Source organism: Cryobacterium sp. 10S3, from assembly GCF_034344045.1.
GTDB lineage: Bacteria > Actinomycetota > Actinomycetes > Actinomycetales > Microbacteriaceae > Cryobacterium > Cryobacterium glucosi.
In genome coordinates this window covers 3105781-3129244 of record NZ_CP133773.1, presented here as the reverse complement: position 1 = coordinate 3129244, position 23464 = coordinate 3105781, and the positions used below count along the sequence as shown (strand labels likewise).

Annotated in this window: 31 protein-coding genes; all 31 read left to right on the top strand. The window is 63.3% G+C overall.

The features are described 5' to 3' along the window. Positions 1–9: 9 nt before the first annotated feature. On the top strand, positions 10–462 hold the full coding sequence (locus RHM57_RS14630; protein WP_322188454.1) for a type IV pilin protein: 453 nt from the start codon (positions 10–12) through the stop codon (positions 460–462). A 135-nt stretch (positions 463–597) separates the two neighbouring features. Further along, positions 598–1944 (top strand): prepilin-type N-terminal cleavage/methylation domain-containing protein, encoded by a 1347-nt coding sequence (locus tag RHM57_RS14625; RefSeq protein ID WP_322188452.1) that lies wholly within the window; start codon positions 598–600, stop codon positions 1942–1944. Next, entirely contained in the window at positions 1941–2633 is a 693-nt protein-coding gene (locus RHM57_RS14620) for a type II secretion system protein (protein WP_322188450.1), read from the top strand. Before RHM57_RS14625 ends, RHM57_RS14620 begins: the two co-directional genes overlap by 4 nt. Further along, positions 2633–4450 (top strand): hypothetical protein, encoded by a 1818-nt coding sequence (locus RHM57_RS14615; RefSeq protein ID WP_322189870.1) that lies wholly within the window; start codon positions 2633–2635, stop codon positions 4448–4450. Before RHM57_RS14620 ends, RHM57_RS14615 begins: the two co-directional genes overlap by 1 nt. 41 nt (positions 4451–4491) lie before the next feature. Then, on the top strand, positions 4492–5316 hold the full coding sequence (locus RHM57_RS14610; RefSeq protein WP_322188448.1) for a prepilin peptidase: 825 nt from the start codon (positions 4492–4494) through the stop codon (positions 5314–5316). A 55-nt stretch (positions 5317–5371) separates the two neighbouring features. After that, the gene (gene pilM, locus RHM57_RS14605; protein WP_322188446.1) at positions 5372–6421 is read left to right on the top strand and encodes a type IV pilus assembly protein PilM; all 1050 of its coding nucleotides are present in this window, start codon (positions 5372–5374) and stop codon (positions 6419–6421) included. Further along, complete coding sequence (locus RHM57_RS14600) at positions 6418–7083, top strand: hypothetical protein (protein ID WP_322188444.1); 666 nt, start codon at positions 6418–6420, stop codon at positions 7081–7083. The genes pilM and RHM57_RS14600 overlap by 4 nt, the downstream gene beginning before the upstream one ends. A 2-nt stretch (positions 7084–7085) precedes the next feature. Further along, entirely contained in the window at positions 7086–7814 is a 729-nt protein-coding gene (locus tag RHM57_RS14595; RefSeq protein WP_134449878.1) for a hypothetical protein, read from the top strand. Between the two features lie 119 nt (positions 7815–7933). Beyond that, entirely contained in the window at positions 7934–8875 is a 942-nt protein-coding gene (locus RHM57_RS14590; RefSeq protein ID WP_322188442.1) for a hypothetical protein, read from the top strand. A 77-nt stretch (positions 8876–8952) separates the two neighbouring features. Continuing rightward, the gene (locus RHM57_RS14585) at positions 8953–9441 is read left to right on the top strand and encodes a DUF6121 family protein (RefSeq protein ID WP_134449880.1); all 489 of its coding nucleotides are present in this window, start codon (positions 8953–8955) and stop codon (positions 9439–9441) included. A 50-nt stretch (positions 9442–9491) separates the two neighbouring features. Continuing rightward, positions 9492–10148: a spermidine/putrescine ABC transporter substrate-binding protein gene (locus RHM57_RS14580; RefSeq protein ID WP_134449881.1), complete on the top strand. Its 657-nt coding sequence runs from the start codon at positions 9492–9494 to the stop codon at positions 10146–10148. 366 nt (positions 10149–10514) lie between these two features. Next, entirely contained in the window at positions 10515–10889 is a 375-nt protein-coding gene (gene rpsL, locus RHM57_RS14575) for a 30S ribosomal protein S12 (protein WP_055787040.1), read from the top strand. Continuing rightward, a complete protein-coding gene (gene rpsG / locus RHM57_RS14570; RefSeq protein WP_066597688.1) occupies positions 10889–11359 on the top strand; it encodes a 30S ribosomal protein S7 in 471 nt (156 codons plus the stop codon). Before rpsL ends, rpsG begins: the two co-directional genes overlap by 1 nt. Positions 11360–11461: 102 nt before the next feature. Further along, positions 11462–13576, top strand: coding sequence for an elongation factor G (gene fusA, locus RHM57_RS14565; protein ID WP_134449882.1), 2115 nt, complete (start codon positions 11462–11464; stop codon positions 13574–13576). 144 nt (positions 13577–13720) lie between these two features. Further along, positions 13721–14914 (top strand): elongation factor Tu, encoded by a 1194-nt coding sequence (gene tuf, locus RHM57_RS14560; RefSeq protein WP_134449883.1) that lies wholly within the window; start codon positions 13721–13723, stop codon positions 14912–14914. Between the two features lie 142 nt (positions 14915–15056). Continuing rightward, a complete protein-coding gene (locus tag RHM57_RS14555; RefSeq protein ID WP_174774565.1) occupies positions 15057–15266 on the top strand; it encodes an Rv0909 family putative TA system antitoxin in 210 nt (69 codons plus the stop codon). Positions 15267–16279: 1013 nt separating this feature from the next. Next, positions 16280–16588, top strand: coding sequence for a 30S ribosomal protein S10 (rpsJ, locus tag RHM57_RS14550; protein WP_035834607.1), 309 nt, complete (start codon positions 16280–16282; stop codon positions 16586–16588). 8 nt (positions 16589–16596) lie between these two features. After that, the gene (gene rplC / locus RHM57_RS14545) at positions 16597–17256 is read left to right on the top strand and encodes a 50S ribosomal protein L3 (protein ID WP_134449885.1); all 660 of its coding nucleotides are present in this window, start codon (positions 16597–16599) and stop codon (positions 17254–17256) included. Between the two features lie 4 nt (positions 17257–17260). Then, on the top strand, positions 17261–17911 hold the full coding sequence (gene rplD / locus RHM57_RS14540) for a 50S ribosomal protein L4 (protein ID WP_134449886.1): 651 nt from the start codon (positions 17261–17263) through the stop codon (positions 17909–17911). Then, positions 17911–18213 carry a 50S ribosomal protein L23 gene (gene rplW, locus RHM57_RS14535; RefSeq protein WP_104100968.1) on the top strand — a complete coding sequence of 101 codons (303 nt, stop codon included), beginning with the start codon at positions 17911–17913 and terminating at the stop codon, positions 18211–18213. Before rplD ends, rplW begins: the two co-directional genes overlap by 1 nt. 25 nt (positions 18214–18238) lie before the next feature. Beyond that, on the top strand, positions 18239–19078 hold the full coding sequence (rplB, locus tag RHM57_RS14530; protein ID WP_134449887.1) for a 50S ribosomal protein L2: 840 nt from the start codon (positions 18239–18241) through the stop codon (positions 19076–19078). A gap of 9 nt (positions 19079–19087) precedes the next feature. Further along, on the top strand, positions 19088–19369 hold the full coding sequence (gene rpsS, locus RHM57_RS14525; protein ID WP_134449888.1) for a 30S ribosomal protein S19: 282 nt from the start codon (positions 19088–19090) through the stop codon (positions 19367–19369). 26 nt (positions 19370–19395) lie between these two features. Then, the gene (gene rplV / locus RHM57_RS14520) at positions 19396–19761 is read left to right on the top strand and encodes a 50S ribosomal protein L22 (protein WP_134449889.1); all 366 of its coding nucleotides are present in this window, start codon (positions 19396–19398) and stop codon (positions 19759–19761) included. Beyond that, positions 19761–20522 carry a 30S ribosomal protein S3 gene (gene rpsC / locus RHM57_RS14515; RefSeq protein WP_134449890.1) on the top strand — a complete coding sequence of 254 codons (762 nt, stop codon included), beginning with the start codon at positions 19761–19763 and terminating at the stop codon, positions 20520–20522. Before rplV ends, rpsC begins: the two co-directional genes overlap by 1 nt. 2 nt (positions 20523–20524) lie before the next feature. After that, complete coding sequence (gene rplP / locus RHM57_RS14510) at positions 20525–20944, top strand: 50S ribosomal protein L16 (protein ID WP_134449891.1); 420 nt, start codon at positions 20525–20527, stop codon at positions 20942–20944. Then, positions 20944–21288, top strand: coding sequence for a 50S ribosomal protein L29 (rpmC, locus tag RHM57_RS14505; protein WP_134449892.1), 345 nt, complete (start codon positions 20944–20946; stop codon positions 21286–21288). Before rplP ends, rpmC begins: the two co-directional genes overlap by 1 nt. A 2-nt stretch (positions 21289–21290) precedes the next feature. After that, the gene (gene rpsQ / locus RHM57_RS14500) at positions 21291–21590 is read left to right on the top strand and encodes a 30S ribosomal protein S17 (protein WP_134449893.1); all 300 of its coding nucleotides are present in this window, start codon (positions 21291–21293) and stop codon (positions 21588–21590) included. Between the two features lie 33 nt (positions 21591–21623). Then, positions 21624–21992 carry a 50S ribosomal protein L14 gene (rplN, locus tag RHM57_RS14495; protein WP_134449894.1) on the top strand — a complete coding sequence of 123 codons (369 nt, stop codon included), beginning with the start codon at positions 21624–21626 and terminating at the stop codon, positions 21990–21992. Between the two features lie 3 nt (positions 21993–21995). Further along, positions 21996–22355: a 50S ribosomal protein L24 gene (gene rplX, locus RHM57_RS14490; protein ID WP_134449895.1), complete on the top strand. Its 360-nt coding sequence runs from the start codon at positions 21996–21998 to the stop codon at positions 22353–22355. Then, positions 22355–22954 (top strand): 50S ribosomal protein L5, encoded by a 600-nt coding sequence (gene rplE / locus RHM57_RS14485; protein ID WP_134449896.1) that lies wholly within the window; start codon positions 22355–22357, stop codon positions 22952–22954. Before rplX ends, rplE begins: the two co-directional genes overlap by 1 nt. Before the next feature lie 108 nt (positions 22955–23062). Beyond that, positions 23063–23461, top strand: coding sequence for a 30S ribosomal protein S8 (rpsH, locus tag RHM57_RS14480; protein ID WP_066597609.1), 399 nt, complete (start codon positions 23063–23065; stop codon positions 23459–23461). Positions 23462–23464 lie beyond the last annotated feature (3 nt).

Below are 23464 nucleotides of genomic sequence, written 5' to 3'. Positions count from 1 at the left end.
CCTAACTGAATGGATCTCACAGTGGTCACTCGCGCGCTCAATGCCCTCAACGTCCGCAGAAAGAAGCTCGACGAGAACGAAAAGGGCTTCACCCTCATCGAGCTCCTCGTAGTTGTCATCATCATCGGCATCCTCGCCGCGATCGCCGTTCCGGTATACCTCGGTGTGCAGAGCGGCGCGAAGGACAGCGCTGTGAAGGCTGACCTCGACAACCTCAAGACGGCGGCCATCGCGTATCAGACGACCTCAACCGGTCAGCTCCTTCCTGCGACGGTTGCGCTGATGAACGCAACCGTCACACCCAATGCAGCGAACTACACAGTTCAGCCGAAAATCAAGGTAACCGGAACTGGGGCGGCCGCCACTTTCGTGATTTGCGCCCAGGCAACGAACTCAAATTGGTGGATGGTCAGTAACAACACCTCACCGGTAGCTGGCACGGGCGCGAGCGACTGCACCTAAGCCTTCGAGGCACAGGCCAGATGCCTGCTCGCTAATGACGAGCGGACGCCAAAGCTGGCGTCCGCTCGTCTTTGCTATTACGGCAGAGACTCCCGCTGAAGGTCGAGCCGGCTTCCGCAACCTGAGAGGAACACAATGACCGCCATACGGGCACGGTTGCGGGTCAGTGTTTCAGGTTCGGCCGGGCTTTCCCTCATCGAAATCATGGTCGCCATGATGATCTTTGCGCTGATCGCGCTCGGCGTCGGTTACGCGATGGTCAGCACCCTTGCACTTTCCCGTGACAGCACGTCGCGTGAAACCGCGTCTGGCATTGCTTCGAGCGAGATCGATGCGGCGAGAGCACTCGGTAACCCCTTTGCCGTGCTTGATATCCCCGCGCATACGGTCACCACGGCAGCCTCGGAAGATTACATCGTCACGCGCACGACCGCGTGGGTCACTCCTGCGGGAGCGGTGTCGACCTGTGGAACGGGAGGCGGGGCTCTTCAATACAAGCGCATCACGATCACCGTCAGCTGGCCGAATATCCGTCCAAACTCGCGCCCGGTCGTCGTCGATACCCTTCTAGCGCCAAGCGCCCGGATCAACGATCCGACGAAGGGCACCCTGCTCATCTCGGTAAAAAACGCTCGTGGCCTGGGGCAGCCCGGGGTGACCTTTACGGCTATTTCTGCGCTCGGTTCAGTAACGACTACTCCGACGGATGCCGACGGCTGTGCCTTTGTGCTTCAAGCGGCACCCGGCGACTATGCCGTGAAGCTCACGACAACAGGCATGATCGACTCGACGCAAGTTGCGAATCCGGTCCTCACGCGTACGGTCGCGGCGGGGACAAGTGCCTCCTATTCATTCCAATACGACACGGCCGTGCGGTTCACTCTCAATTACGCGTCCAATATCGTGGCTCCGCTACCGAAGATCCCGATCGATCTCGACTACACCTTCATCAACAGCCTGGGCAATTGGGCGCTCAAAGCGACGAGCAACCACGTCGATCTGCACCCGTACACGGTTGGTTATCAGACGTTCGCCGGCAAGTTTGCAGCGACCGGATGTCCTTCTCCTGACCCGGAGGCCTGGGCTCCCGATACTCGTGTGACGCCGGCGCTCGTTGCGGTCCGCGGAGCCATTGCGGCACCTGCCCCGGGCGTCCCGGTCACAGTCAACGTGCCCATGGGCGGCGTCAACGTGACATCCGGGACGGCGGGCTGGCTCATCGCGGTATCGGACCCGGCCACCCCGGTGCCGGGCGAACCCTCATGCCTCACATCGGCGACCACCACGATGACCTACAACTTCGGGAATATCGTGCCGTCGTCGGGTGCTGTGCGCATCTCGCTTCCTTTTGGTTCCTGGAGACTTTTCACGAGTACGAGTAGCGGAGGGGCACTGACGCAGCTGCCCCAGACACGAGCGACGTTACTCACACATGGCCTCGCCCCTGACGCGACCGGCCTGTTCGTTCTGGACCCGCGATGAGGCCGGCCGAGCCGATGCGTCGGCCCGACAGAGAGTCGGGAATCACTCTTGTGGAGCTTCTTGTAAGCATGATGCTTCTGGGCTTGATCCTTGCGATGGCTTCCGGCCTGTACTCGAGCGTTGTTCGTTCGGTGTCGATAAGTCGATCCCTGGACAGCAGTACCCGGGTGGCGTCGACCGCGGCCAACGAGCTCGGTCAGGTGATCCGTTTCGGCACGACACTGAAAGTGGCCGGATCGAGTATCGCGGCGCCAGCGTTCAGCTTCGCGGGCCGGGAGAGCCTGGTACTTTTCAGCAATACCGACGTCGACGCTTTCGCGAGTGTGGCCGTTCGTCCTCCCCAACCAACGATGATTCGGTTCTCGATCGACCCCACGAGCCGCGCCCTGATCGAAAGCCGATGGACGGCGACGGCCTCCGGGGCAGCATGGGTCTTCGCCGCGATGACAACTCCCCCGAACTCAAGCCTCAATCTGGGCTCGAGCTTCGTTGACCCCGGCGCGGGAGCGCCCCTTTTCAGCTATTTCGACAGCAGCGGCGTTGTGATTGCCGCGCCGGCCACTGGAAGCATGGTCTCAGCGGATCTTGCCCGCATTGCAACCGTTCTGCTCACGGTCCGAGTTCAGGGCAACGGCGGAGCGGGCGCTGCGCCGGTCGTCATCGAAAACACAGTTGAGGTGGTCTCGTGATGTGGCTGAAAATCAGGCTCCAGAAGCGCATCCATCGTGAAGAGGGCGGAGTCGCCCTTGTCGCCGTCATTGGTCTGGCGCTTGTGATGCTTCTCCTGGCGGCCACCGCACTAAGTTTCACCGCTAGCGGCACCGTCAAAGCGCGCGACGATCAGGATTCGACTGCCGCACTCGCGGCGGCCTACGCCGGCGTGGACGAATACGGCAGCCGACTGTCCAATGACAGCACCTACGAGAAGTTCGGCAATCCGGCTGCCCCCTTCACTATCGGGACCGGAAGCACGACGACCGTTTCGATGCCCGTGCCTGGCAACGAAAACCCCGCCTTCGGTGTGGGAAGCGCGGGCACCTGGGGAACCGTCGCCGGCGCTGGAGGTCGGGCGTCGTTCCGCTACGAGGTAGACAATTCCCTCTACTCGTCATCCGGAATCGTGCGGATCCGATCCACCGGAAAAGTCGGCGCGTCGACCCGCAGTATTGTCGCCAACCTCAAGCAGAAAGGGTTCATCGACTTCCTCTACTTCACTAATTACGAATTCATGGACCCGCAGATTACGGGAAGTACCCGGTGCGTCGACCCTGCCGATGTGCGGCACGCCCCGCACGACCCGGATTGCACGGAAATTCAATTCGCAAGCGGGGACATCCTCGATGGGCCGGTTCACTCCAACGACCAGATGCGTATTTGTGGAGCCAAGTTTCTCCAGGGAGTAACCACGAGCAGTACGTTGACACCGAATTACGTCAACACCTGCCCAGGAACCCCAATCGTGTTCGGAACAGGCACCCCGGCACCGACGGGTCCCGTGTGGGCCCCGACTCTTGACATGCCGCCCACAAACGCGTCCATGCCTAACGAGACGCGCGTCGACTTGCCCGCGGACGTTCCGCGGCCGGGGTGTATGTACACCGGTCCGACCACGATCACGTTCGACGCGACTGGTCATATGCGCGTCATTTCTCCGTGGACAAAGTTCACGAGGCCGTCGTACACCGTGGGAATTCTGAGTCAGAACCCTATCGAGTGCGGTGACCTGGCCTCATTGAACTCGCCAGCAGGTGCCCTTGTGACCGTTCCGGATCAGAACCTGATTTTCGTTCAAACCGCTTCGTCGACCTCCACCGACCCGAACTACTGGGCTCCGGGAGTCACGCCCGCCAACTTCAGCTGCACCGGCAGCGGAGGAGACCAGGGCTGGACCTATGGTTCCCCGGTTGCGCTGCGCTACCCGGTGGCAACCGAGGATCGCGCACCGACGTCCACATCTGCCCTTCCGGCCTACCAGTGCAGGACGGGTGACGCATTTGTGAAGGGCGTCGTCAAGGGTGCGGTCACGGTTGCAACCGACAACTTCATTTACGTGACGGGTAACCTCACCTACGTCGATCCAGCCTTCGACGTTCTCGGGCTCGTCGCGCAAAATGCTGTGTGGGTGTGGAACCCGATGGATTGCCCGGCCTCCGGCGGACGCTCTGCCTGTACGGAAGTAACCACGGCCAATGGGGGAGCGCCTCTCGGCGACAGGGAAATCGACGCTGCGATCCTGTCGATTAATCACACGTTTCAGGTGCAGAACTATGACACGGGTGGCAGCCACGGCACACTTACGGTCCTGGGAGCTATTGCGCAGAAGTTCCGCGGTACCGTCGGCACCGGCACCGGCACCACCGGTTTCCTGAAGAACTACAAGTACGACAGCCGACTGCACGGGGCAGCGCCGCCCAAGTTCCTGGCCCCGACATCGACGACATACGGCGTGACCCAGTACGTCGACGTCGCGACTGCATTTGCTGCGGATGGGACGGCGCTGCCGTGACATCGACTACCTCGGCTGACGTTCTACCGGTCATCGTCGCATTGTGCGCCGTCGTCGGCCTCGTCGTCGGTTCCTTTCTCAATGTCGTGATCTACCGCGTTCCGGCAGGCCTCTCGATCGTGTCACCGCCCAGCGCGTGCCCGCGCTGCGGGGCCTCCATCCTTCGACGGGACAACATTCCGGTGGTCTCCTGGGCTCTCCTGCGTGGCAAGTGCCGCGACTGTCGGACGCGGATCTCGGTGCGGTATCCGTTCGTGGAAACCGGAACAGCCATCTTCTTCGTGGTGGTCGCCGTCTACGTGTGGACTGGTGGGTACTCTGCCCAAGCTGGACCCGACAGTGCGGGTGCGTCCTGGATCCCCGCAGTGCTCGTTTTGCTCGCGGTCCTGTATCTGGCGGCGGTGAGTATCGCACTGGCACTGATCGACCTCGATACCCATCGGCTGCCAAACAGGATCGTGCTGCCGAGTTATCTCGTCGGGGCAGGGCTGCTCGGGTCGGCATCAATCGTGACGGGTGACTATGCGTCGCTGATCCGTGCCGGCATCGGTCTCGCATTCCTTTGGGCCTTGTATCTGGTCATGGCGCTCGCTTATCCAGGCGGAATGGGTTTCGGCGACGTCAAACTCGCCGGTGTGCTCGGACTCTTCCTCGGTTACCTCGGCTGGGGGCCCCTTGTGGTCGGCGCCTTCGCGGCCTTCCTGCTGGGCGGGGTTTTCGCGATCGGCTTGCTCGCAACCCGACGCGCCAATCGCAAGAGTGGAATCCCTTTTGGGCCCTGGATGCTGGCGGGCGCGTGGGTCGGAATCTTCTGGGGAAACCAATTGTGGAACAGCTACCTGAGCTTCATCGGCATAACACAGTGACGGAACGCAACATCGTTGCTCGTAGTGACGTCCAAATCAGTAGAGGAATGACAACGTGACAACAAGCATCGTGGGGATAGACATCGGGAGCTCGGTTCTGCGAGCCGTCGAAGTGAGCGACCCGCAATCTGTCAAACCGATCCTGCTCCGCTACAGCCAGATTGGCCTGCCGGACGGAGCGGTCAACAGCGGCGAGGTCATAGAACCGAACACCGTTGCCGCAGCGCTCAAGCAGCTTTGGTCGTCTGGCGGGTTCAAATCCAAGAACGTCGTGCTTGGCATGGGCAACCAGCGGGTGCTCGCCCGCGACCTGAGCGTCCCGAAAATGTCACTCGCCCGCATCCGCGAGACCTTGCCGTTCGAGGTGCAGGAGATGCTTCCGATCCCGGTGGCCGAAGCCTTGCTCGACTTCTACCCGGTCTCCGAATCCGAGGGTGAGAATGGACCGGTCGTCAACGGGCTGTTGATCGCGGCGGTTAAGTCGGCTGTGCTCGCGAACGTCAAAGCCACTCAGCTCGCGGGACTGATGACTGTCGACGTAGATCTGATTCCATTCGCCTTGACTCGCATTCTCGTGAGCAGACCGGGCATCGTCGGCACGGTCGCGTTGGTCGACATCGGTGGCAGCACCACGAGTGTCGTCATCGCGACGAACGGGGTTCCGCAATTCGTGCGAATTATTGCTACAGGCGGTGATGACATTTCGCGAGCCCTGCAGGACGAACTCAAGTCGACTCCCGAACAGGCAGAATCGGCCAAGTGCGGTCTCGGACTGGCCACCGGAACTGTGCCCGAGGCGGACAAGCGTGCTGTGGAAGTCATTTACAAGATCGCGAGTGAACAGTTGACGAGCCTCCGCAACACCATCAGCTATTTCGTCAACACGCGGCCGACCAATCCGGTGGGACAGATCGTGCTCAGTGGGCGCGGCGGGCAATTGCGCGGGTTGCCCGAAGCACTCGCCGAGATGACCCGAATGCCCGTGGTCGTCGGTGACCCGTTTGTCACGGTCGGTCTCGCGCGGGACGTCGACGCGAACGACCTCAGGCTCAGCGGGTCTACATTTGCCGTGGCGCTCGGCCTCGCCTTGGGAAGTGCAGCATGAGCCGCGCCAGCAAGGCCGCGGAGCTCATCGTCGGCGGTGTGCCCCGTGTAGATCTTCTCCCCCCGGAGATCTACAAGGAACGTGCTGCTGCCGTCATCCGGCGGCGCCTGCTGATCGGTGTTTTCGGTGTGATCGCCATCATGGCCGTCGGAACCGGCGCCTCGACCGTGCTCGCACTCCAGGCCCAGAGTCAGCTGGCGGACGAACAGGCACGCACCTCGAGTCTCGTCGCCGAGCAAACCAAGTACATCGAAGTTCGATCCGTGCAGGCGAAAGTCACGCTTGTGCAGGCCGCCCAGCAAGTGGGCGTGTCGACGGAAATCGACTGGAAGAAGTACCTCGACAGCGTGCAGGCCACCCTGCCGTCCACCGTTTCGATCGACACGGTGACTCTGGACTTTGCCTCCCCGATATTTGCCTATGCGCAGCCCACTGCGCCGCTTCAGGGCGCCCGCGTCGGTACCGTGAAGTTCACCGCGAAGAGTGCAGTGTTGCCTGACGTCCCCACCTGGCTCAACGCGCTCTCCACTCTGCCGGGATTCGCTGACGCATTGCCCGGGTCTGTGACTCTGGATGCGACCACGAAGACTTACACCGTCGACATCACCATGCACGTCAATGATGCCGCGTACGCCAAGCGCTTCGCGACTGTGGGGAAATGAACATGGACAAGAACAGGATCTGGGTTATCGGGTCAGTCGTCGTCATGGTCGCCGTCCTAGCGATGGGCCTGCTGCTCGGCATCCAACCGCAGCTCGCTGCGGTCGCGACAGCCGATCAGGCGCGCGCCGCCGTGGAGGCGTCGAATGCAGGGCAGGCAGCGGTGCTGGCCAAGCTCAAATCCGACTACGCCGGTATCGATGCGCTCAAGGCCGAGCTGGTTCCCCTGCAGGCTTCCGTGCCGAGCGGCACGGAGATGCCGAGTTTTGTCACTCAGCTCGATGCGCTCGCTGGGTCGAAGTCGGTGACTCTGACCGGCATGACCGTGTCCGATGCCGTTCCGTATGCGGCTCCGGCCGCACTCGCTTCAACCGGTACGGATAGCGCCACGACCGGAACGCCCGCGGCCGTCATGCCGGTCACGAACGCGCAGATCACGGCAACGACTTTCGCTTCGCTCGCGGTGTCGATCACGGTCACAGGAAGCTACGCCCATGCCCTCGACTTCATCAGCGGACTTCAGAGCGGTCAGCGGCTCTATTTGGTGACCGGGATCACGACGGCACCTCTCGCCGCGGACTCGACCACCGACTCGAAGACGAGCGCGACAGGGGACATCACGGCCACAATCACCGGCCTCGTCTACGTGCTCGTCCCACCCGCGACTGCGGCGACACCCGCGGCGACTGCGGCCGCGACGCCGACGCCTACCCCGACGCCCGCGGCGAAATAGCCCCGAACGGCCGCCGCACCGAATCACAAATCGCGCGGCCAAGCTCCCGATCGGGGGCCGGGCATGTTGTTATGGTTGCTGCAGAGAGCTACGGCCACCCGGCCCGCGAGGAGTGCAGCATGAGCGACCCGACATTAGACGAGCGCAACACGACCCCCGAGACGGATGCCCCGACGGCCGCGTACGCGCGGTCCGAGACGGACCCGACCGACCAGCCGGCTCCGAGCGAGCCGGCGCACGCCGCCGCAGTGCCCGCTGACGAGTCGGTACCGGCCCCGCTCGCCGAGCCCGCGGCATCCGCCCCCGTCGCCCCTGTCGTCGTCCCCGAGCCGGTCGGCGAGCCGATCTCCTACGAGACCCCCACGGCCGTCTCGGCCGAGGCCGCACATGAGGACGCCCAGGTCGCCACGCAGGACCAGACGGCAGCGGAGCATGCTCCCGTCACCGACTACACCCCCGGCTACACGCCCGCGGTTCCCGTGCAGGCGCCCGCGGGCCCCATCTACATCCAGGCCCCGGCCCCGCCCGTCGACAAGGGCAACCGGGGTGCCGGAGTGCTGCTTGTGCTTCTCGCGACAGTTGTGTACTCCATCGTCTACGCGCTCGTCGCCTTCGGCATCGCCGGGGCCGGCAGCGGCTCGGTCGCCGACGCCGCCGCGAAGTTCACCGACTTCATCGTGCTTCCGGTCTTCTACGTGCCCGCCGTGTTCTTCTTCATCGGGTTCTCCCTGCTCGTGCTGATCGTCAACCGCGGCGGCTGGTGGGCATACGTGCTCTTCGGCTTCCTCGTGGCCGTCATCGTGTACTTCTCCTACATCGGAGCGGCGCTGCTGACCGTGCAGGCCTGGAACTTCACCCCGTCCGAAGCGGTCCGCTTCATCACCGCGCAGTGGCTCAGCCCGTACGCGATCGCCGCCGCCGTCGTCGCCCGCGAGGTGCCGATCTGGTTCGGCGCCTGGATCGCCCGCCGCGGACGCACCGTCACGGCCCGCAACGCCGCCGCCCGCCAGGACTACGACCGCCGCCTCGCCGAAGGGCCGCAGCTCTCCCGTCCGCAGTAATCCCGAACAGTCCGAAGCCGGCCGGCGGAATCGCCGTAGGGGTGCAGCCCCCGCAGCGGGGGAGTGAGGCCTGAGCGATGCGCGACTATCAGCGATACGCGGCCGTCGTCGCCGTGTTCGCGGCCGTGCTCTACGCGGCGCTGCTCGTCGCGGCCTTCGGCATGATCAGCCTGCTCGCCGACATCGAGGTCATCCCGGTGACGGATGCCGGCCCGCTCGTCGGTCCCGGAATGGCGGCGGCGGCCGTGCTGCTGGTTTTCGCTCTCCTGCTGTGGCTCGGGCTGCGGGCATCGCCGCGCCGCCAACGGGTGGCGCTCGGGTACGCGGCCGGAACCGGCATCGCCGCGTTCCTCGGGTTCGTCGCCGCCGGCTCCGTGCTCTATCCCCTGGGAAACGGGCAACTGTTCAGCGGGCTGACCTTCGCCGCGGCGGTGCTGCGCGAGCCGTTCGCGGCGACGACCGGCATCCTCGCCTTCGTCGTCACCCTGCTGTATTCGCTCGTGCTCGCCTCCCGCATCAACGAACACGGCCGGCCGCTGTGGCCCTGGGAACGCCCGGACGAATAGGGCGAAATCTCCCCGCCGAACACCTGCGGCATCGAGTAACCTTAATGTCCATGGATGGTTCCATCGAAGCACGCGTCGGCGATGTCGTCGACGACTGGCTGAGCTGGCTCCCCAAGTGGCGACCCGGCACGCACACCCGCAGGACGCGGCTGTGCCGCACCTGTTTCGGTTCGCCCGTCATCCGCGCCGCCGGCCTCACGACCGATGTCCCGCACGCGGTGCAGCACGCCCTCGCCATGCGCGTGAAGGCTGTGATTGACGGCTCCGTCGACGCGTACACCGAGTCCACCCTCCCGCTGCTCAGCCGGGAGATCCGCGCGAACGAGGAACGCAAGGCCGCCGTCGCGAGCTATCGCCCGGCCGACGGCCTCGACCCCGAGTTCGCCGGCCTCGAGCTCGACCCGCCCGCCGAACGTGAGGCGCCCTACCTCTTCACCTTCGCCGAACTCGCGCGCCCCGCCTCCCCGGCCGCGTTCGTCGCCGAACCGGCGCCACTCACCGCGGAGGAGAAGGCGGCAATTCGCGCCGAGCTGCGCCTCGCCGACGAGTACGCGGCCGAGGTCGGCGGCCAGGTCTGCATGGCGTTGTACCGCCATCGTGAGCGGATGCGGGCCGCGGTGAACGAGTTCGTCGAGCCCTGGGTGCAGTCCCTGCTCGCCGATCTCGACAGCACCCTCAACTCCCCGCTCTGGCCTCACGGCCTGTGAGTCGCGGACGAGTGGGGGACAAGCCGCGTGGGCCACGCGCGTGCCCGGCCCGCCGCATCCGCTCGACGGAGGCTCGCCATTTGACCGGGCTACCCGAGGGGAGTTAGTATTTCGGGGTGTGCGCTTCGTCGTGCGCTTGAGTCATGCCATCGCGATCTCGTCGTGCCGCACCTTGGGCGCCCAGACACGGCACGCATGCTGGGTTTGCTCACCGAGCAGCCCCCACGGCATACCCACTGAAACGCGCGGAACTTGTTCCGCGTGCGCCGGCGGGTCCAGATGAACTCGACAAGGACCGGAAACGGAACGAATCGAATGCTAACCATCAATGAGCTGTCACCGTGCAGCAAAAACAAGGAGTAATTAGTGCCAACCATTCAGCAGTTGGTCAGGAAGGGCCGCAGCCCCAAGGTCACCAAGACCAAGGCTCCCGCCCTCAAGGCCAACCCGCAGCAGCGCGGCGTGTGCACCCGCGTGTACACCACCACCCCGAAGAAGCCGAACTCGGCTCTCCGCAAGGTCGCCCGCGTCAAGCTGTCGAACGGTACCGAGGTCACCGCCTACATCCCCGGCGAGGGTCACAACCTGCAGGAGCACTCGATGGTGCTCGTGCGTGGCGGTCGCGTGAAGGACCTCCCCGGTGTTCGTTACAAGATCGTTCGCGGCGCACTGGACACCCAGGCTGTCAAGAACCGCAAGCAGGCTCGTAGCCGCTACGGCGCCAAGATGGAGAAGAAGTAATGCCTCGTAAAGGCCCAGCGCCCAAGCGTCCCGTTATCGCTGACCCGGTATACGGCGCCCCCATCGTCTCCCAGCTCGTCAACAAAATCCTCCTCGACGGCAAAAAGGGCCTCGCCGAGCGCATCGTTTACGATGCACTCGAGGGCGTCGTTGCCAAGAACGGTGCGGATGCTGTCGTCACGCTGAAGAAGGCGCTCGACAACGTGCGCCCCACCCTCGAGGTGCGTTCGCGCCGCGTCGGTGGTTCCACCTACCAGGTGCCGGTCGAAGTCAAGCCGCACCGCGCCAACACCCTGGCTCTCCGCTGGTTGACCAGCTACGCCAAGGCCCGTCGCGAGAAGACCATGACCGAGCGCCTCACCAACGAGATCCTCGACGCGTCCAACGGCCTCGGTGCCGCGGTCAAGCGTCGTGAAGACACACACAAGATGGCCGAGGCGAACAAGGCCTTCGCACACTACCGCTGGTAGTCGCGATCCGGTGAGCGAGCGGGGCGGGTCACCCGCCCCGCTCGCCCACCGGCTTGTCTTGTTTCGCCCCACACACCCCCAAAAAACGTCCGGAGGACACCCGTGGCACTTGATGTGCTCACCGACCTGAGCAAGGTCCGCAATATTGGCATCATGGCGCACATTGACGCTGGCAAGACCACCGTCACTGAGCGCATCCTGTACTACACGGGTGTCAACCACAAGATCGGCGAGACCCACGACGGCGCCTCGACCATGGACTGGATGGCGCAGGAGCAGGAACGTGGCATCACGATCACCTCCGCTGCGACGACCTGTTTCTGGGCCGGCAACCAGATCAACATCATCGACACCCCCGGCCACGTGGACTTCACCGTCGAGGTGGAGCGTTCGCTCCGCGTCCTCGACGGCGCGGTTGCCGTGTTCGACGGCAAGGAGGGCGTTGAGCCCCAGTCCGAGACCGTCTGGCGCCAGGCCGACAAGTACGACGTTCCCCGCATCTGCTTCGTCAACAAGATGGACAAGCTCGGCGCGGACTTCTTCTACACCGTCGACACCATCGTCAAGCGCCTCGGCGCGAAGCCGCTCGTCATCCAGCTGCCGATCGGCGCCGAGAACACCTTCGAGGGTGTTGTCGACCTCGTCGAGATGCGTGCACTGACCTGGCGCGGCGACTCCAAGGGTGACGTCGAGATGGGCTCCCACTACGAGATCGAGGTCATCCCGGCCGACCTCGTCGAGCAGGCCGCGGTTTACCGCAAGCTGCTCCTCGAGACCGTCGCCGAGACCGATGACGACCTCATGGAGAAGTACTTCTCCGGCGAAGAGCTCACCGTCTCCGAGATCAAGCACGCGATCCGCAAGCTCACGGTCAACAGCGAGATCTACCCGGTCCTCTGTGGCTCCGCGTTCAAGAACCGTGGCGTCCAGCCGATGCTTGACGCCGTCATCGACTACCTCCCCACCCCGCTCGACGTGCCGGCCATCGAGGCCCACGACGCGCGCGATGAAGAGGTCGTCGTCATGCGTCACTCTGATGCGTCCGAGCCGTTCACGGCCCTCGCGTTCAAGGTCGCGGTGCACCCGTTCTTCGGTCGCCTCACCTACATCCGCGTCTACTCGGGACACCTCGACTCCGGCGGCCAGGTCATCAACTCGACCAAGGGCAAGAAGGAGCGCATCGGCAAGATCTTCCAGATGCACGCCAACAAGGAGAACCCGGTGGCCTTCGTGACCGCCGGTCACATCTACGCGGTCATCGGCCTCAAGGACACCACCACCGGCGACACCCTGTGCGACCCGAACCACCAGGTCGTACTCGAGTCGATGACGTTCCCTGACCCGGTCATCGAGGTTGCGATCGAGCCGAAGACGAAGCAGGACCAGGAAAAGCTGGGTCTCGCGATCCAGAAGCTGGCCGAAGAAGACCCGACCTTCCGTACCGAGCAGAACCAGGAAACTGGCCAGACGGTCATCAAGGGAATGGGTGAACTTCACCTGGACATCCTCGTCGACCGCATGCGTCGCGAGTTCAACGTCGAGGCCAACGTCGGCAAGCCCCAGGTCGCGTACCGCGAGACGATCCGCAAGGCCGTCGAGCGTCACGACTACACCCACAAGAAGCAGACCGGTGGATCCGGCCAGTTCGCGAAGATTCAGATCGCGATCGAGCCGCTTGAAATCACTGCCGAAAAGGGTTACGAGTTCCTGAACAAGGTCACCGGTGGCCGCATCCCCAGGGAATACATCCCCTCGGTCGACGCGGGCATCCAGGACGCCATGCACGTCGGTGTTCTGGCCGGCTACCCGATGGTCGGCGTTCGCGCCAGCCTGCTCGACGGTGCCGCGCACGACGTCGACTCCTCGGAGATGGCGTTCAAGATCGCCGGTTCGATGGGCTTCAAGGAAGCCGTCCGCAAGGCGAACCCTGTTCTTCTCGAGCCGCTCATGAGCGTCGAAGTTCGTACGCCTGAGGAATACATGGGCGACGTCATCGGCGACCTCAACTCCCGCCGTGGTCAGATTCAGACCATGGAAGACGCGAGCGGCGTCAAGGTCATTCGTGCCTTCGTTCCGCTTTCGGAGATGTTCGGTTACATCGGCGACCTGAGGTCCAAGACCTCCGGGCGTGCCGTGTACTCGATGACCTTCGAGAGCTACGCCGAGGTCCCCAAGGCTGTTGCCGAAGAGATCATCCAGAAGAACAAGGGCGAATAGCCTGGGGCCCTCGGGCCTTTTCCGGGCCTTCGGGCCGAATCGCTTCGGCCTCCCGGCCCGAGTAACATAAGTACACAAATCCAGCAGTTTCACCGGCCGCAAACCAGCGGGCGGTGAAGCCGAGAGTCCTGAGGAGGACCCACAGTGGCCAAGGCCAAGTTCGAGCGGACTAAGCCGCACGTAAACATCGGAACGATCGGTCACGTTGACCACGGAAAGACCACGCTGACTGCAGCGATCTCCAAGGTCCTTGCCGACACGTTCCCTTCCAAGACCAACGTTCAGCGCGACTTCGCGTCGATCGACTCGGCTCCGGAAGAACGCCAGCGCGGCATCACGATCAACATCTCCCATGTTGAGTACGAGACCGAAAAGCGTCACTATGCGCACGTCGACGCACCGGGCCACGCTGACTACATCAAGAACATGATCACCGGTGCCGCACAGATGGACGGCGCGATTCTCGTTGTCGCCGCAACTGACGGCCCGATGGCTCAGACCCGTGAGCACGTTCTTCTCGCCAAGCAGGTCGGCGTGCCGTCCCTGCTCGTCGCGCTGAACAAGGCCGACATGGTCGACGACGAAGAGATCCTTGAGCTCGTCGAGCTCGAGGTTCGCGAACTCCTCACCGCCCAGGGCTTCGACGGCGACAACGCTCCTGTTGTCCGCGTGTCGGCGCTCAAGGCGCTGGAAGGCGACCCGAAGTGGGTTGGCAACATCCTGGAGCTCATGCAGGCCGTTGACGACTACTTCCCGGAGCCCGTCCGCGACAAGGACAAGCCCTTCCTCATGCCGATCGAGGACGTCTTCACGATCACCGGTCGTGGCACCGTCGTCACCGGCCGCGCCGAGCGTGGAACCCTCAAGATCAACTCCGAGGTCGAGGTTGTCGGCATCCGCCCGACGATCAAGACCACGGTCACTGGTATCGAGATGTTCCACAAGCAGCTCGACGAGGCATGGGCCGGCGAGAACTGTGGTCTTCTTCTTCGTGGCACCAAGCGCGAAGACGTCGAGCGCGGCCAGGTCGTCGTCAAGCCGGGTTCGGTCACGCCGCACACCGACTTCGAGGGCACCGCGTACATCCTGTCAAAGGAAGAGGGCGGCCGTCACAACCCGTTCTACGCGAACTACCGTCCGCAGTTCTACTTCCGTACCACCGACGTCACCGGCGTCATCACGCTGCCCGAGGGCACCGAGATGGTCATGCCCGGCGACACCACCGACCTGACTGTCGCGCTGATCCAGCCGATCGCCCTGGAAGATGGACTCGGCTTCGCTATCCGTGAAGGTGGCCGCACCGTCGGCGCCGGAACCGTGACGAAGATCATCAAGTAGTTCTTCACCACCTGCACCACTGAAACGGGTCGGTCCTTCGGGGCCGGCCCGTTTTTGCGTCCCCGCGAGACCCTTGTCGTGGGCGTGCCCCGGTTCTATCGTGGGTCGCGGTCGCACTGAAGCGGCCGGACTGGAGTGGATCATGGGACTGGACGACATCACGAAGAAGGCCCAGGAGTTCCTGGGCGACAGCAAGGTCACCGAGGCCCTGCACAGCGAGCAGGCCGAGGACATCAGCGACAAGCTGCTCGACGGCACGGCCGACGCGGTCAACAAGGTCACCGGCAACAAGTTCGAAGACCAGATCGAGCAGGCCCGCGCCGCCGCCGACACTCACGTCGGCACCGACTAGCGCTCGCGCGGCGAGCGTCCGCAGCGAGCGTCCGAGTCGGCCGCGGCGCTCAGGACGCACCACTCGAGCGCGGGTGTTCCGCCGTTCCGCGGGTGCTGTGCCAGGCGCTGAACGGCGGAACACCCGCGCTCGAGTCTGAACGCAGTCCTCCACAGGAGTGGATGTCGTCGGTAACGCACGAATGACGCCTTCGACCTCCAGATGTGCTCCGTGGGTCACATGCTCTGCAGCATGACTGAACACATTCCACCGGACCACCCTGCGGACCACTTGTTGTCCGTAGCCGACTATCAGCATTGGGGGAGGCTGACGGGAAGATCAAGTACTTCGATCCCGTCATGAGGGACGGGCGTACGCCCGAGGAAGTGCTGTGGGATGAAAAGCGCCGTGAAGATGGGGTGCGTCGGCAGGTGCACGGCTTCACTCGCTGGGGTTTCTCCATTGCGTTGAGCAGGATGCGCTTTGCGCGGGCGTCTGCTGGAGCTTGGGCTGCCTGTTCGGAGACCGGGCCTCCGCACGTGGTGAATGGCGTGTCTGTATCGAGCGCGGGCCCCGGCAGAGGGAAACGAGCGCGAAACGGGCAGCGAAGCGCTGGAAACGGGGCGAAAGGGGGCCGAAACGCGCGACACGCCGGTCGCGACACGCCCGGGTTGCACAAAGACCTACCCCTGTGGCAGACTCTTCTAGTTCAACACTTTCGACTGCCGCGCTGCACGCGGTGTCGGGATCACTGCCAGGCAGTGCATAGCCGGTGTCCACAGGACGCACGGTTAGGCCGCGGGTAGCAGAACAGAGCTTAAACCAACAGCCGGGAAAGCATGGGAAATCCATGCCTTCCCCCATGCCCCGGTATGGAGAAGCGGTTGGCTCGGTTCAAAGTCGTGCGGCTGGAAGGCTGCGGGACGAGGAATCGAAATTGACAGATGAACAGTGGTGCGACAGCAGCAGTGCTACTACGGCGTCCAATGCAGCCTTCGGGATGTACGAAGCCTTGACAAGAAAGAGAGTTCGACATGGCGGGACAGAAGATCCGCATTCGGCTTAAGTCTTACGACCACGAGGTCATTGACATCTCGGCGCGCAAGATCGTCGACACCGTGACCCGTGCGGGCGCGACAGTCGTCGGCCCCGTGCCGCTTCCGACCGAGAAGAACGTGGTGTGTGTCATCCGTTCCCCTCACAAGTACAAGGACAGCCGGGAGCACTTTGAAATGCGCACCCACAAGCGTCTGATCGACATCATTGACCCCACCCCGAAGGCCGTCGACTCGCTCATGCGTCTCGACCTTCCGGCGGACGTCAACATCGAGATCAAGCTCTAGGGCCCGCGATGTCTTACTCCGATACCAAGACCACCAAGGGTCTCCTCGGCAAGAAGCTCGGCATGACCCAGGTCTGGGACGAGAACAACAAGCTCGTTCCCGTCACCGTCATCGAGATCTCGCCGAACGTTGTCACCCAGATCCGCAGCAAGGAAATCGACGGCTACGCCGGCGTCCAGATCGCTGCAGGCGCCATCGACCCGCGCAAGGTGAACAAGCCTTCCGCCGGACACTTCGAAAAGGCGGGCGTCACGCCTCGCCGTCACCTCACCGAGCTCCGCACCGCGGATGCCGCTGACTACACCCTGGGACAGGAACTCACCGTTGACGGTGTCTTCGTTGCCGGCTCCAAGGTTGACGTCATGGGCACGAGCAAGGGTAAGGGTTTCGCCGGTGTTATGAAGCGTCACAACTTCAAGGGTGTCTCCTCCTCCCACGGTTCCCACCGCAACCACCGCAAGCCCGGTTCCATCGGTGCTTCCTCGACCCCGAGCCGTGTCTTCAAGGGCATGCGCATGGCCGGTCGTATGGGTGGCGAGCGCGTCACCGTGCTGAACCTCAAGGTTCACGCCATTGATGCCGAGAAGGGCCTCATGCTGGTCAAGGGTGCCGTTCCCGGTGCCAAGGGCCGCCTCGTATTCGTCCGCACTGCCGTGAAGGGAGCGTAACCGCATGGCCACCACGCTCGATCTCATCGATGCAACCGGCGCAAAGTCCGGTTCCGTTGAACTGCCCGCCGAAATCTTCGACGTCCAGACCAACATCCCCCTGATCCACCAGGTCGTCGTCGCGCAGCTCGCTGCCGCACGCCAGGGCACGCACAAGACCAAGCGCCGCGGAGAAGTTTCCGGTGCCGGTCGCAAGCCCTTCAAGCAGAAGGGAACCGGTCGCGCTCGTCAGGGCTCGATCCGCGCGCCCCAGATGACCGGCGGTGGCATCGTCCACGGACCGACGCCCCGCAACTACGAACAGCGCACCCCCAAGAAGATGATCGCGGCAGCACTGCGCGGATCGCTTTCCGACCGCGCCCGCGGCGACCGTCTCCACGTCGTCACCGCACTGTTCACTGCAGAGACGCCCAGCACCAAGGGCGCCATCACGCTGCTCACCCAGATCGCCAGCAGCAAGCACGTGCTGGTCGTTCTCGAGCGCACCGATGAGCTGACACTGCGCAGCATCCGCAACCTCCCGACGGTGCACGTGCTGTCCTGGGACCAGCTGAATGCCTACGACGTTCTCGTCAGCGACGACATCGTCTTCACCCTGGGCGCGTTCGACGCGTTCGTGGCGAGCAAGACCAAGAAGGAAGAGGTGTCCGCATAATGGCTACCCCGATCAACAAGGATCCCCGCGACGTCATCATCGCTCCGGTCGTCTCTGAGAAGAGCTACGGCCTGATCGACGAGGGCAAGTACACCTTCATCGTGGACCCGCGCTCGAACAAGACCGAAATCAAGCTCGCGATCGAAAAGATCTTCAAGGTGGAGGTCGCTTCGATCAACACCATGAACCGCATCGGCAAGACGCGTCGCACGAAGTTCGGTCAGGGCAAGCGCAAGGACACCAAGCGTGCCATCGTCACGCTCAAGTCCGGTTCCATCGACATCTTCACGGCCGTCGGCTAAGCGGCGCGGACTAGAGGAATAAGAAATGGCTATTCGTAAGTTCAAGCCCACGACTCCTGGTCGTCGCGGTTCATCTGTTGCGGACTTCGCAGAGATCACCCGTTCGACCCCGGAGAAGTCCCTGCTTCGCCCCCTGTCCAAGACCGGTGGCCGTAACAACCAGGGTCGCATCACCACCCGTCACATCGGTGGTGGACACAAGCGTCAGTACCGTCTCATCGACTTCCGTCGTAACGACAAAGATGGCGTCAACGCCAAGGTCGCTCACATCGAGTACGACCCGAACCGCACGGCGCGCATCGCGCTCCTGCACTTCGTTGACGGCACCAAGCGCTACATCATCGCCCCGAACAAGCTGAACCAGGGCGACATCATCGAGTCGGGTTCGGGTGCTGACATCAAGCCCGGCAACAACCTGCCGTTGAAGAACATCCCCACCGGTACCATCATCCACGCGGTCGAACTGCGTCCGGGCGGCGGTGCCAAGATGGCCCGCTCCGCCGGTTCGTCGGTTCGCCTCGTTGCGAAGGATGGCATCTACGCCCAGCTGCGCCTGCCGTCCGGAGAAATCCGCAACGTCGACGCCCGCTGCCGCGCCACGATCGGCGAGGTCGGCAACGCCGAGCAGTCGAACATCAACTGGGGCAAGGCCGGCCGGATGCGCTGGAAAGGCGTTCGCCCGACCGTTCGTGGTGTTGCCATGAACCCGGTCGACCACCCGCACGGTGGTGGCGAGGGAAAGACGTCCGGTGGACGTCACCCCGTCAGCCCCTGGGGCCAGAAAGAAGGCCGTACCCGGCACCCGAACAAGGAAAGCGACAAGCTCATCGTTCGTCGCCGTACTGTCGGCAAGAAGCGTAAGTAGGAGTAGACGATGCCACGCAGTCTCAAGAAAGGCCCTTTCGTTGACGACCACCTGCTTCGCAAGGTTGTCCGGGCGAATGAAGCCAGCAGCAAGAACGTAATCAAGACCTGGTCGCGCCGTTCGATGATCATCCCCGACATGCTCGGGCACACCATCGCGGTTCACGACGGACGCAAGCACATCCCGGTGTTCGTCACCGAGAGCATGGTCGGGCACAAGCTCGGCGAGTTTGCGCCCACCCGCACCTTCCGTGGTCACGTGAAGGACGACAAGAAGGGCCGTCGCCGCTAACGCGGTGACGTGAAGGAGGAGAAGAAATGGTGGAGTCGATCGCACGCGTGCGTCACATCCGCGTTACCCCCCAGAAGGCTCGTCGCGTCGTCAACTTGATCCGCGGCAAGCAGGCCCACGAGGCCCTGGGAATCCTGAAGTTCGCAGCGCAGGGCGCCAGCGACCCGGTGTACAAGCTGGTGGCCTCGGCCATCGCGAATGCACGAGTCAAGGCCGATGCAGCGAACACATACCTGGACGAGCAGGACCTCTTCGTGAGCCAGGCATTCGTTGATGAGGGTACGACCCTCAAGCGTTTCCAGGCCCGCGCACAGGGTCGCGCATTCCAGATCAAGAAGCGTACGAGCCACATCACTGTTGTGCTCGCCACTCCTGAGGAGGGTACGAAGTAATGGGTCAGAAAGTAAACCCGTATGGCTTCCGTCTGGGAATCACGACCGACCACGTGTCGCGTTGGTTCTCTGACAGCACGAAGCCGGGCCAGCGTTACAGCGACTTCGTCGCTGAAGACGTCAAGATCCGCCGCCTGCTGAGCACGACCCTCGACCGCGCGGGAGTTTCGCGCATCGAGATCGAGCGCACCCGTGACCGCGTTCGCGTCGACATTCACACCGCCCGTCCGGGCATCGTGATCGGTCGTCGTGGCGCCGAGGCCGAGCGGATCCGCTCCGACCTCGAGAAGCTCACGAGCAAGCAGATCCAGCTCAACATCCTCGAGGTCAAGAACCCTGAGGTCGACGCCCAGCTCGTTGCCCAGGGCATCGCAGAGCAGCTCTCCGCTCGTGTGGCTTTCCGCCGCGCGATGCGCAAGGGCCTGCAGGGCGCCCAGCGCGCCGGCGCCAAGGGTGTTCGCATCCAGGTGTCCGGTCGTCTCGGCGGCGCTGAGATGAGCCGCTCGGAGTTCTACCGCGAGGGACGCGTGCCACTGCACACCCTGCGTGCGAACATCGACTACGGCTTCTACGAAGCCAAGACCACCTTCGGCCGCATCGGCGTGAAGGTCTGGATCTACAAGGGCGACATCACCAACAAGGAACTCGCCCGCGAGCAGGCCAACGCTAAGTCGTCCCGCCCCGAGCGTCGTGACGACCGACCCCGCCGTGCGCCCCGCGCAGAGGCCGCGGCGCCGGTTGCAGCAGGAGTTGAGGCATAACCATGTTGATTCCACGCAGAGTCAAGCACCGTAAGCAGCACCACCCGGGCCGCACCGGCCACGCAACCGGTGGCACCGAGCTGTCGTTCGGCGAGTACGGCATCCAGGCCATCACCCCCGCGTATGTGACCAACCGTCAGATCGAGTCCGCTCGTATCGCGATCACCCGTCACATGAAGCGCGGCGGCAAGGTCTGGATCAACATCTATCCTGACCGCCCGCTCACCAAGAAGCCGGCCGAAACCCGCATGGGTTCCGGTAAGGGTTCTGTGGAGTGGTGGGTCGCCAACGTGAAGCCGGGTCGTGTGCTCTTCGAAATCGGCGGTGTCACTGACATCGTCGCCAAGGAAGCGCTCACCCGCGCCATTCACAAACTGCCGTTGAAGGCACGCATCATCAAGCGCGAGGAGGGCGACGCATAATGGCGATCGGATCCAAGGAGCTCGCCTCAGTCGAGCTCGACACTTTTGAAAACGAACGACTGTTCGACGAGCTGAAGAAGGCCAAGGAAGAGCTGTTCAACCTGCGCTTCCAGTCGGCCACCGGTCAGCTTGAAAGCCACGGCCGCCTCCGCGCGGTCAAGCGCGACATCGCTCGTATCTACACGGTTCTCCGTGAGCGCGAGTTGGGCATTCGCCCGACGCCCGCACCGGTCGAAGCGGCCGTCAAGGCCGACAAGGCAGAGAAGAAGCCCAAGAAGGCCCCTAAGGCTGCAGAATCCGAAACGGATGCTGTCGCTGAGGCCGTCGAAACGAAGGAGGCCTAGTCATGGCGAAGACTGACGAAACGGTCGTCGCAGCCGAGGCAGAAGCTCTCGTTCGCGGCTACCGGAAGACGCTGCGCGGCTACGTGACCAGCGACAAGATGGATAAGACCATCGTTGTCGAGGTCGAAGACCGCGTGAAGCACCCGTTGTACGGCAAGGTCATCCGCCGTACGTCCAAGCTGAAGGTCCACGACGAGGCGAACATCGCCGGCGTCGGAGACCTGGTCCTGATCAGTGAGACCCGTCCGCTGAGCGCCACCAAGCGCTTCCGCCTGGTCGAGATCCTCGAGAAGGCCAAGTAAGCCTCGCGCTTACTTGATAGAAGGGTATAAAAAGTGCTTCAGCAAGAATCACGACTCAAGGTTGCCGACAACACGGGTGCCAAGGAACTGTTGACCATCCGCGTCCTCGGTGGCTCCGGTCGTCGTTACGCAGGCCTCGGTGACACCATCGTCGCCACCGTCAAGGACGCGATCCCGGGCGGAAACGTCAAGAAGGGCGACGTCGTCAAGGCCGTCGTCGTTCGCGTCAAGAAGATGACCCGTCGTCCAGACGGTTCGTACATCAAGTTCGATGAGAACGCCGCAGTGATTTTGAAGAACGACGGTGACCCCCGGGGCACCCGAATCTTCGGACCGGTCGGTCGCGAGCTTCGCGACAAGAAGTTCATGAAGATCATCTCGCTGGCACCGGAGGTTATCTAAATCATGGCCAGACTCAAAAAGGGTGACCTCGTACAGGTCATCAGCGGCCGCAGCCAGGCACGCGGCGGCGACCGTGGCAAGCAGGGCAAGGTCATCGCCGTGCTCGTGGAGAAGAACCGTGTCCTCGTCGAGGGCATCAACTTCGTCACGAAGCACGTTCGTGTCGGCCAGACCCAGCGCGGCACCAAGACCGGCGGCATCGAGACCATGGAGGCGCCGATCCACGCGTCCAACGTGGCCATCGTCGACCCGGAGACCAAGAAGCCGACTCGCGTCGGCGTCCGCATCGAAGAGGTAACGAAGGACGGCGTCACCAAGACGGTCCGCATCCGTTACGCCAAGAAGTCAGGGAAGGACCTCTGATGACCGACACGATCGTTGCTGCGGGCGAAGCGCCCGTCAAGACGCTTCCGCGTCTCAAGCAGAAGTACCGCGACGAGATCTCCGCCAAGCTCTCCACCGAGCTCGGTTTCACGAACGTTCACCAGATTCCGAACCTCGTGAAGATCGTCGTCAACATGGGTGTCGGCGAGGCAGCTCGCGACGGCAAGATCATGGATGGCGCCGTCTCCGACCTCACCAAGATCACCGGCCAGAAGCCGCAGGTCACCAAGGCCCGCAAGTCCATCGCGCAGTTCAAACTGCGCGAAGGACAGCCCATCGGAACCCACGTCACCCTCCGCGGCGACCGCATGTGGGAATTCCTGGACCGGCTTCTGAGCCTCGCCCTTCCCCGTATCCGTGACTTCCGCGGCCTCTCGGACAAGCAGTTCGACGGTGCAGGCAACTACACCTTCGGTCTCACCGAGCAGGTCATGTTCCACGAGATCGACCAGGACCGGATCGACCGTCTTCGCGGTATGGACATCACCATCGTGACGACCGCCAAGAACAACGAAGAAGGCCGTGCGCTGCTCAAGGCGCTTGGCTTCCCCTTCCAGACGGCCGAGAACACTAAGTAGTACCGGCTAGTTTTAAACCCTGGGGCTGGACAACCGTCCAGCCCCACCACGACCAAGGTCGTCACCCGTGTAACGGATGAACGAAACCAGGCGAGAAAGGCACCACAAATGACAATGACAGATCCGGTCGCAGACATGCTGACCAGACTGCGCAACGCTAACTCGGCGTACCACGACACAGTGTCGATGCCGCACAGCAAGCTCAAAGCGCACATCGCAGACATCCTCAAGGCGCAGGGTTACATCTCCGCCTGGGATGTCAAGGATGCAGAGGTCGGAAAGACCCTCACGCTGAACCTCAAGTTCGGTCCGAACCGCGAGCGTTCCATCGTCGGCATCAAGCGGGTTTCCAAGCCCGGCCTGCGCGTGTACGCAAAGTCGACCGAAATCCCCACCGTTCTCGGTGGCCTCGGCGTTGCCATCCTGTCCACCTCCAGCGGTCTGCTCACCGACCGTCAGGCCGAGAAGAAGGGCGTAGGCGGAGAAGTTCTCGCCTACGTGTGGTAGTCG